The sequence below is a fragment of the Betaproteobacteria bacterium genome (assembly GCA_016791345.1).
Classification (GTDB): domain Bacteria; phylum Pseudomonadota; class Gammaproteobacteria; order Burkholderiales; family JAEUMW01; genus JAEUMW01.
Map to the genome: position 1 here is coordinate 1 of JAEUMW010000391.1, position 8,537 is coordinate 8,537.

At 63.1% G+C, this 8,537-nt stretch carries 11 protein-coding genes, 1 tRNA gene and 1 pseudogene; 1 reads left to right on the forward strand and 12 read right to left on the reverse strand.

The features are described 5' to 3' along the window. Positions 1–225: 225 nt before the first annotated feature. From JNK68_15005 to JNK68_15040, 8 genes and pseudogenes are all read right to left on the reverse strand, one after another. A tRNA-Met gene (locus tag JNK68_15005) sits at positions 226–299 on the reverse strand. A 61-nt stretch (positions 300–360) separates the two neighbouring features. Then, complete coding sequence (locus JNK68_15010) at positions 361–1,017, reverse strand: AAA family ATPase (GenBank protein MBL8541655.1); 657 nt, start codon at positions 1,015–1,017, stop codon at positions 361–363. Beyond that, the gene (scpB, locus tag JNK68_15015; protein ID MBL8541656.1) at positions 989–1,618 is read right to left on the reverse strand and encodes an SMC-Scp complex subunit ScpB; all 630 of its coding nucleotides are present in this window, start codon (positions 1,616–1,618) and stop codon (positions 989–991) included. Before scpB ends, JNK68_15010 begins: the two co-directional genes overlap by 29 nt. Further along, a complete protein-coding gene (locus tag JNK68_15020) occupies positions 1,599–2,435 on the reverse strand; it encodes a segregation/condensation protein A (GenBank protein ID MBL8541657.1) in 837 nt (278 codons plus the stop codon). The genes scpB and JNK68_15020 overlap by 20 nt, the downstream gene beginning before the upstream one ends. Positions 2,436–2,484: 49 nt before the next feature. Continuing rightward, the gene (locus JNK68_15025) at positions 2,485–3,687 is read right to left on the reverse strand and encodes a tryptophan--tRNA ligase (protein MBL8541658.1); all 1,203 of its coding nucleotides are present in this window, start codon (positions 3,685–3,687) and stop codon (positions 2,485–2,487) included. Between the two features lie 93 nt (positions 3,688–3,780). Next, positions 3,781–4,398, reverse strand: a pseudogene (locus JNK68_15030) (site-2 protease family protein). Positions 4,399–4,400: 2 nt separating this feature from the next. Then, positions 4,401–5,027, reverse strand: a complete 627-nt coding sequence (locus JNK68_15035) for a threonylcarbamoyl-AMP synthase (protein MBL8541659.1) — start codon at positions 5,025–5,027, stop codon at positions 4,401–4,403. Positions 5,028–5,063: 36 nt separating this feature from the next. Continuing rightward, positions 5,064–5,924 carry a PHP domain-containing protein gene (locus JNK68_15040; GenBank protein MBL8541660.1) on the reverse strand — a complete coding sequence of 287 codons (861 nt, stop codon included), beginning with the start codon at positions 5,922–5,924 and terminating at the stop codon, positions 5,064–5,066. A gap of 174 nt (positions 5,925–6,098) precedes the next feature. Between JNK68_15040 and JNK68_15045 the strand changes: the two genes are divergently transcribed. Next, the gene (locus tag JNK68_15045) at positions 6,099–6,710 is read left to right on the forward strand and encodes an isochorismatase family protein (protein ID MBL8541661.1); all 612 of its coding nucleotides are present in this window, start codon (positions 6,099–6,101) and stop codon (positions 6,708–6,710) included. A gap of 134 nt (positions 6,711–6,844) precedes the next feature. Here JNK68_15045 and JNK68_15050 read toward each other — a convergent pair whose 3' ends face one another. The 4 genes from JNK68_15050 to JNK68_15065 form a co-directional block, all read right to left on the reverse strand. Continuing rightward, positions 6,845–7,294 carry a CBS domain-containing protein gene (locus JNK68_15050; protein MBL8541662.1) on the reverse strand — a complete coding sequence of 150 codons (450 nt, stop codon included), beginning with the start codon at positions 7,292–7,294 and terminating at the stop codon, positions 6,845–6,847. 57 nt (positions 7,295–7,351) lie between these two features. Then, on the reverse strand, positions 7,352–7,798 hold the full coding sequence (locus tag JNK68_15055) for a universal stress protein (GenBank protein ID MBL8541663.1): 447 nt from the start codon (positions 7,796–7,798) through the stop codon (positions 7,352–7,354). Positions 7,799–7,925: 127 nt separating this feature from the next. Next, entirely contained in the window at positions 7,926–8,258 is a 333-nt protein-coding gene (locus JNK68_15060) for an STAS domain-containing protein (GenBank protein MBL8541664.1), read from the reverse strand. 37 nt (positions 8,259–8,295) lie between these two features. Beyond that, a complete protein-coding gene (locus tag JNK68_15065) occupies positions 8,296–8,487 on the reverse strand; it encodes a DUF2934 domain-containing protein (protein MBL8541665.1) in 192 nt (63 codons plus the stop codon). Positions 8,488–8,537 lie beyond the last annotated feature (50 nt).

Sequence of the window (8,537 nt, forward strand, 5' to 3'; positions counted from 1 at the left end):
ACAAAGCTAAACCCACCCCAGGACCTTCCAGCCCCAGAGACAGGTTCCTCTTACCGTGCGAGTACTTCCAATGCCTCTCGAAGTCCCCCAGCAGCCCAGGCACCCAGGCACCCCATCCAGTTACCCCGGATCAAGCCACCCAAATACCCCAACCACCAGTGCCCTCAAAGCACCTAGCACCCACACCTATCGGCTACAAATTGTTAAAGAACGAGAAAACGAGGGTTGCGGGGGCAGGATTTGAACCTACGACCTTCGGGTTATGAGCCCGACGAGCTGCCAGACTGCTCCACCCCGCGTCCGGTTATCAAGACTTGGAATTATAGCTAACCGCAAAAGCGGGGGTCAACTTATACGAGGTTACACCGTCTCGTGACCGATCCCTGGCGCTGGCCTGGCCATCACCCAGTCGATCACGGCGGACCATTGCGCGACGTCCTGCTCCGCCAGCGACAAGGGAAGATCGAAGATGCTGCGTCCCGTGAACGCGCTGTTCGGATAGAGCTGGGTATCGCGAAGAAAGGCCAGCACCGGCAGGTCGTACTGTGCGAGAAACCCTCGCAAGGTTGCCGCGGCGCGGGTACGCGGGTCGACACGAACACCCACTATGGCAACGCAGGTGCGAGCCTTGCGCACCGCCTTCTCCTCCATGAGCGAGCGCACGAAGTCCCTCGTCGCCGCCATGTCAAAGACCGACGGCTGCACCGGCACGATCACCTTTTCGGCCGCCTTGACCGCATGTCCCAGGTTCTTGCCGTGCAACCCGGCGGGCGAGTCCAGGATCATCCAGCCGACATCCGCGGAACCACGCGGCTCGTCCGGACGACGACCGTCCAGTCGATGAATCACCGGCAGTGCAGGCGCGCGCAGCGACAGCCATTCGAGCGCAGACTTCTGCCGGTCGAGATCCCAGAGATAGACCCGTTCACCGCGCGCTGCAAGCGCTGCCGCGAGATTGGTTGCAACGGTGGTCTTTCCGCTGCCGCCTTTAGGGTTGGCGAGGAGGATCACCCGCATCGTGAGAAGCGCTCTCGCTGGTAGCCAGTCCCGACAGTGGAAGCGTCCCGCCGTCACCCGGGTCGACGAGCGTACCGAGATCCTCCAGCGGTGGCAGCTCTTCGAGCGAACGCAGTCCCAGATCGTCGAGAAACGACCGCGTCGTCGCATAGAGCGCGGGGCGTCCCGGTACCTCGCGATGCCCGACGACCTCGATCCAGCCGCGCGTTTCCAGTGCCTTCAGCACGCCGGAGGAAACGGTCACACCGCGAATGTCCTCGATGTCACCCCGGGTGGCCGGCTGGCGATAAGCGATGATCGCGAGTGTCTCCAGGACGGCGCGCGAGTACTTGGGCGGGCGTTGCGGGCTGAGTCGGTCCAGATAGATCTGATACTCGGAGCGCGACTGGAACCGCCATCCGCTCGCCACCTGCACAAGCTGCACACCGCGACCATCCCAGTCGCTGCGCAGTTCGTCGAGCACCCTGCGAATCGTGTCCGCACTGAGCTGTTCCTCGAACAGCTTGCGCAGGTCGGCTACCGAGAGCGGCTCCTGAGTCGTCAGCAGGACGACTTCCAGGACGCGCTTGATCTCCAGCACGTCATACAGCGGCGCATGCATCTCTGAGTCTCACGTAAATCGGCGCATAGGCGGCTTGCTGCTGTACCTCGATCAGGCTTTCGCGCGCGAGTTCGAGCACCGCCAGAAAGGTCACGACCAGCTCGGCGACGCCGGCCTCCCGCCGGAAAAGATCGACGAAGGCGGCGAAGCGCTGATCCTGCAAACGCCGAAGAATCCTCGTCATGTGATCGCGTACCGAAAGCTGCTCGCGCGTGACGCGATGGTGGCGATGAACGCTCGCCCGCCCGAGCAACGCGAGCCAGGCCGCCTTGAGATCGTCCGCCGACACCGCAGGCAGTCGCGTGACGATCATCTGCTCGATGTGCGCCTGCACGAAAGAGAAGTCGCGTCCGGCTCGCGGCAGTTCATCGAGCGCACGGCTGGCGAGCTTCATCTGTTCGTACGCCAGCAGCCGTTGCACGAGCGCCGCGCGCGGATCGTCCTCTTCCCTGTCGGCATGCCTCGGCTTCGGCAGCAGCATGCGCGACTTGATCTCTACCAGAAGCGCCGCCATGAGGAGATACTCCGCGGCCAGTTCGAGCTGGTGCGTGCGCATCATTTCCACATAGCCCATGTACTGCTTGGTGAGTTCGGCCATGGGAATGTCGAGCACGTCCAGGTTCTGACGACGAATGAGATACAGCAGCAGGTCGAGCGGCCCCTCGAACGTCTCAAGAAACACTTCGAGCGCATCCGGCGGAATGAAGAGGTCCTGCGGAACTTCGAGGATGGGCTCGCCACGCATCCGCCCGATGGGCGCCAGTTCGCCATGCTCGATCGTCTCCGCCCCCTGAGGCATGGGTTCTACCGATCCCATTTCTCGTGCACAACATTAACTGTTACGCGTAACACAATGAAAGTGAACATTAGTCATAGTGAACACCCATCGCCTGCCGCACATCGCGCATGGTCTCGGCAGCGAGTTTGCGCGCCCGTTCACAACCGTCCTCGATGATGTTTCGCACGAGCGTCGGATCCTGCAGGTAGTACTCAGCACGCGCGCGCATCGGCCGCTGCTCCGCAAGAATGGCGTCGATCACCGGCTGCTTGCACTCCAGGCAGCCGATGGAGGCGCTGCGACAGCCTTCCTGCACCCAGGTGCGACGCTCGGTGTCCGAGTAGACGAGGTGCAGCGGCCAGACCGGGCACTTCTCGGGTTCACCCGGATCCGTGCGGCGAATTCTCGCAGGATCGGTCGGCATCGTGCGCACCTTGCGCACCACGCTTTCTTCGTCCTCGCGCATCGTGATCGTGTTGTTGTAGGACTTCGACATCTTCTGCCCGTCGAGTCCCGGCATGCGCGAGGCTTCCGTGAGGAGAGCCCGCGGCTCCGACAGGATCATCTTTCCGCCGCCTTCCAGGTACCCGAAAAGCCGCTCCCGATCGCCGATGGAAACATTCTGCGCCTCATCTAGCAGCGCCTTCGCAGCATCGAGCGCGGCTGCGTCGCCCTCCTGTTGATAGCGCACGCGCAGCTCGCGATAGAGCTTGGCTCGCTTCCCGCCGAGTTTCTTGATCGCGAGCTCGGCCTTTTCCTCGAACCCGGGCTCGCGCCCATACAAATGATTGAAGCGCCGGGCAACTTCACGCGTGAACTCGATGTGCGGCACCTGATCCTCGCCGACCGGCACGAGGTTCGCGCGGTAGATCAAGATGTCGGCACCCTGCAAGAGTGGATATCCAAGGAATCCGTAAGTTGAAAGATCCTTCTCACCTAGTTTCTCTTGCTGATCCTTGTACGAAGGCACACGCTCCAGCCACGACAGGGGCGTGATCATGGACAGCAGGAGGTGCAACTCCGCGTGATCCGGCACGCGCGACTGAATGAAAAGCGTGGCCTGCGCCGGATCGACTCCTGCGGCCAGCCAGTCGATCACCATGTTCCACACACTGTCCTCGATGATTCCGGGAGTGTCGTAATGCGTGGTGAGCGCGTGCCAGTCCGCAACGAAGAACAGACACTGGTATTCGTGCTGCAGGCTCACCCAGTTCTTCAGCACGCCGTGATAGTGGCCCAGGTGCAGCGTTCCCGTGGGACGCATCCCCGATAACACCCTGTCTGCGAACATCGCCGTGTAAAGTCCTTATTGCTAAAGGCTCGATATCAGTGCGAGCAACTCGGGGAACCCGATCAAACGCCCTGTGGCTTCGAGCAGGCCGATGATGATCGGCCATAAAACCCAGCCCAGCGCGCCGGTAAAGAGCAGGAGCAGCAGTATCACCATGCCGTACGGTTCCAGCAGCGAGAAGCGGTACGCGAGCCGTGGCGGGAGAATGGACACCAGGATGCGACCGCCATCGAGCGGGAGCAACGGCATCAGATTCAGAACGGCGAGCGCCACGTTCACCAGTATGCCGGCGGCACCCATCCACATCATCGGCTGCGAGAAATAGCTCTCCGGTGCAACCGTCCCCAGTTTGAGGACAACAGCCCAGAATAAAGCCATGGCGAAGTTCGCGCCGGGGCCGGCGGCCGCCACCCAGCGCATGTCCCGCTTCGGATTGCGCAGGTTGCCGAAGTTCACCGGGACAGGCTTGGCCCAGCCGAAAAGGATGCTGCTGCCGGCGAAATGGCTGAGCGTCAGGATCACGAGCGGCACGATCAGTGTTCCCACCAGATCGATGTGACGCAGCGGATTCAGGCTTACCCGGCCCTGCGCATACGCCGTGAGGTCGCCGTAATGCTTCGCTACGTAGCCATGCGCGGCCTCGTGCAGCGTGATCGCAAACACGAGCGGCAGTGCGAAGATCGAGATCGTGCGAATGAGGTCAGCATCCATGCTCATGCCAGACCGAAAGGGGCAAGGCTGCCCTTGCCGGCGCGGATGACCTGCGGCGCAGCTCCCGTCAGGTCCACCACCGTCGTCACCTGCAGTCCGCAGGCACCGCTGTCGATGATCAGGTCGACCAATCCTTCCAGGCGCTCGCGAATTTCGCCGGCGTCGTTCAGCGGCAGTTCATCGCCGGGAAGGACGAGGCTCGTGCTGAGAATCGCCTCGTCGAGCGCAGCGAGCAACGCCTGCGCCACCGGATGGTCGGGCACCCGCAGCCCGATCGTCTTGCGTTTCGGGTGCTGAAGGCGTCGCGGCACTTCTCGCGTGGCTTCGAGAATGAACGTGTAGCTTCCCGGCGTGGCGCTCTTCAGCAGCCGAAACTGCTGGTTATCGACGCGTGCGTAGCGCGCGACCTCGGACAGATCCCGGCAGACCAGCGTGAAATGATGCTTTGCGTCCAGTGCGCGAATGGCGCGGATGCGATCGACCGCCGTGCGATCGTCGAGCCGACAACCCAGCGCATAGCACGAGTCGGTCGGGTACACGATCACGTTACCTTCGCGCACCAGATCTGCCGCCTGCCGAATCAGGCGCGGTTGCGGGTTCGCGGGGTGAACGCTGAAGAATTGGGTCATGGGGCGCGGCGCCTGAGCGCGCGGTGCTCATCGCGGTCAGCGGGCAGCCACCAACCCGGACGCCAATTCCCAGTTCTCCCAGATCGGCGAGACACCACAAGGCAGCATCGGAAGTGCGCCCAGGTCGAAGCGCTGTTCGCCCGGACCATGAAAATCGGATCCACCCGAGGCCTTGAGGCCGAACGCGCGGCAGAGTCGGGCAAACGCCAATACCTGATCCGGACGGTGACTCGGCGCAACGACTTCGATGCCCGAACCTCCGAGATCCCGAAAGTCTCCGATCAACTGCGCGAGTTGCTGGTCGCTCACGCGGTAGCGTCCCGGGTGCGCGATCACCGCCTCACCTCCTGCGGCGCGAATCCACGATACGGCATCCTCCAGGCTTGCCCACTGGTGCTCGACGAAACCGGGGCGCCCCTCCGCCAGGTAACGCTTGAACACGTCCCGTGGGCTCGCGGAGACGCCACGCTCGACGAGATAGCGCGCGAAGTGCGTGCGACCGATGAAATCCGGATTGCCGGCGTAGCGCGCAGCGCCCTCCAGACTGCCTTCGATGCCGACCCGCGAGAGATCCGCCGCCATGCGCGCCGCGCGGATCCCGCGCCCGCCGCGCACTGCAGCGAGACCCGCCTGCAACGCTTCGCAGCGAGGATCGACGCGCAAGCCGACGACGTGGATCGTCTTCCCGCACCACGTGACGGAGATCTCGACGCCTGCGACGAAATGGATGCCGCAAGCGCGCGCCATCTCTGCCGCTTCTTCGGTTCCCGTCGTCACGTCGTGATCCGTGAGCGCGAGCACGCCCACGCCATTTTCGGCGGCTCTCCGTATCAGGGCAGCAGGGCTCAGGAGCCCATCAGACGCCGAGGAATGGGCGTGAAGATCGACAGAAGGCACGCGAAGGGAATGGCCACCGAAAGGACCGCGTAAGGATAGCAAATCGGCTGTCCGTTAGATATTGCGAGCGCCCGCAAGAATGGCACGACAGCATCACACGCTGGAACGAAAACTGCGCGGTTGACACCCGTCTGCTTCTGCTATGATGTGTGCAGGGGTGCCAATGAGAACCCCATGCGTCCAGCCCTCGAGTCCGCAATGAGCCCGATAGAGTCGCATCCCGGTGATGCGCTGCTCGTCATCGACGTCCAGAACGATTTTCTGCCTGGCGGCTGTCTCGGAGTACCCGGCGGTCACGCGACGGTGCACATGCTCAACCGCTACATCGCGAGCTTCTCTGATCGCCGCCTTCCAGTCATCGCCACCCGCGACTGGCACCCGCAGAACCATTGTTCGTTCGAGGTCCGGGGCGGCGTGTGGCCGCCGCACTGTATCGCCGGCACGCAAGGGGCGGCGTTCCCCTCCACGCTGCGGCTGCCCTGTGACGCCATCATAGTCTCGAAGGCCAGTACGGCGGACCAGGAGGCCCATTCCGCCTTCGAGGCCACCGATCTCTGTGCCCGGTTGCGCGACCTCAACGTCCGCAGACTCTTCGTCGGCGGCCTTGCGACGGAATACTGCGTGCTGATGACGGTGCGTGATGCGTTGCGACTGGGCTTCCGTGTCGCGGTGCTCGAAGATGCCGTGTGCGCGGTCGATCTGGCGGCAGGAGATGGTGAACGCGCGCTGGAAACCATGCGACGGCTCGGCGCCAAATCGGTCCGCCTCGAGGCCATCGCCGCGTAGTCTCGGGCGGGCGTCCCCTCCCCGATTATCCTTTACGTCCTTACGCCGTATTCCAGCACGCAGTTCGGTATGGCGCGGTGCGACGCATGCGAGCGTCTGCGCTGGTGGACCCTTCTGGCCGCTCCGATGCCGAATCAGGAGCGACCCGTGGCCTCTCGTGCACGTCCGCGTGAAATCACGCGGGCGAGGTCGGTAAGCTCTTCGGCGAACACTTCGATCAGGTCGTCGACCGTCACGATGCCGAGCAGACTGCCGTCTGCGTTCAGAATCGGCAGTCGCCGCACGCCTCGCGTACGCATGATCTGCAAGGTGTCCAGGATGCCGTCCTCTTCGCGCCCGGTGACCAGCTCCTGACACATGATCTCACCTACGGTGAGCGACTTCGGATCCAGGCCGGCCGCGACTACTTCAACGACGATGTCCCGATCGGTGACGATGCCGACCGGTATACGCTCCTCACCCCGCTTTTCCACCACGATGAGATCACCCACGTGATGGTGGCGCATCAACTCCGCCGCGGCCTCGACATTAGTGCTCGACGGTGTCACCACCACTTCACGCGTGCAGATCTCGCCGATGCTCATGTCCGCTTGTCCGGGTTCGCAGTCCGTCACATGCCGGCGTTTTGGCATGTCGTCTCGTCAGCGTACGACGAGCACCGGGATCTTCGAGTGGGTCAATACTTTTTGAGTAACGCTGCCGAGCAACAGGCCCGAGACACCCCGCCGGCCGTGTGACGCCATGATGATCAGGTCACATTTCCGGCGTTTCGCTGCGCGGATGATGGCCTCGTGCGGATAGTCGCTCGCGACTGCGACGTCGTCCGCTTCCAGCCCAGCCGCGCGCGCTGCCTTCGTCACCCGTGACAGATAGCTTTCCGCGGTGGACTTCGCCGCAGCCAGATAATCCTTCCGCGTGATCTCGCCGATCGGCCCCATGTATTCGTACAGCGCGACTGCCCGGTATTCGGGATAAGCGTGGAAAGCGGTCACCTTGGCCTTGAGTGCCTTGGCAATTGCCACTGCTTGTGACACCGCTTTGTCCGCGAGATCCGAGCCGTCGGTGGGAACGAGCACGTGCTGAACCATCAACCTTCCCGAGAGTTGGGCAGGCTTGCATCGTCCCGCGATTCCCTGCGCGAAGCAAGCGTAGCGCCGTCACACGCCACGCCCCGCACGCGATGCAATCGTCTACGGTCTACGCGGCTTTCGCGAGTTATTGCCGCGAGGCCGTGGCTGCTTCCGAGATCACGAAGCGACGGCGAAACCCCGCGATGTCGAGCTTGCGCCGAACTTCCGGATCGCAGGCGACGAGCTTGAGCGTGCTGCGCTTCTCACGCGCCCGCTCCTGCAGCATGAGGAGGAGTTCGAGCCCCTCGACATCCACCTGATCGCTACCGACGAGTTCGACCTCGAGCTTGTCCCACGAGGTATCGCGAAGCTGGTGGCAGGCCGTGATGGCCTGATCCACCGATGCCGCATCGATCGCCCCGCTGAAGATCAGGCGAACCCCGTTGCCGCTGTCGAAGTCGTTGATTTTGACGCTCATCTAGCCCCCCCTTCCGATCGAAGTATCGAAAAAACCGTCACTTGCCGTTGCCGCTCCCTGTGGCACCGGCAATCATTCGCTCGACTTCCGCCTCTGCCTCCAGCCAATCCTGCTGTCGATCCGCCTCATCACCCGAAAAGCCGCGGCGTTCAGCGCGGAAGTAGGCCGCTTCCGCGATCATCCGGTCGCGACCGCAGGGTTCTGTCGGCGATTGCTGCGGGATGACCATCTCCGCCTCTACAGGCGGTTGAGGCTTTGCCGCGCCGCGTCGTTTCTCAG

Excerpts from the sequence above, each read along its gene's own strand:
- JNK68_15060 (MBL8541664.1), bottom strand. The coding sequence starts at position 8,258 with ATGAGCGTCAAAATCAACGACTTCGACAGCGGCAACGGGGTTCGCCTG.
- JNK68_15065 (MBL8541665.1), bottom strand. The coding sequence starts at position 8,487 with ATGGTCATCCCGCAGCAATCGCCGACAGAACCCTGCGGTCGCGACCGG.
- JNK68_15045 (MBL8541661.1), top strand. The coding sequence starts at position 6,099 with ATGCGTCCAGCCCTCGAGTCCGCAATGAGCCCGATAGAGTCGCATCCC.
- JNK68_15020 (MBL8541657.1), bottom strand. The coding sequence starts at position 2,435 with ATGGGATCGGTAGAACCCATGCCTCAGGGGGCGGAGACGATCGAGCAT.
- JNK68_15025 (MBL8541658.1), bottom strand. The coding sequence starts at position 3,687 with ATGTTCGCAGACAGGGTGTTATCGGGGATGCGTCCCACGGGAACGCTG.
- JNK68_15010 (MBL8541655.1), bottom strand. The coding sequence starts at position 1,017 with ATGCGGGTGATCCTCCTCGCCAACCCTAAAGGCGGCAGCGGAAAGACC.
- JNK68_15050 (MBL8541662.1), bottom strand. The coding sequence starts at position 7,294 with ATGAGCATCGGCGAGATCTGCACGCGTGAAGTGGTGGTGACACCGTCG.
- scpB (MBL8541656.1), bottom strand. The coding sequence starts at position 1,618 with ATGCATGCGCCGCTGTATGACGTGCTGGAGATCAAGCGCGTCCTGGAA.
- JNK68_15035 (MBL8541659.1), bottom strand. The coding sequence starts at position 5,027 with ATGACCCAATTCTTCAGCGTTCACCCCGCGAACCCGCAACCGCGCCTG.
- JNK68_15055 (MBL8541663.1), bottom strand. The coding sequence starts at position 7,798 with ATGGTTCAGCACGTGCTCGTTCCCACCGACGGCTCGGATCTCGCGGAC.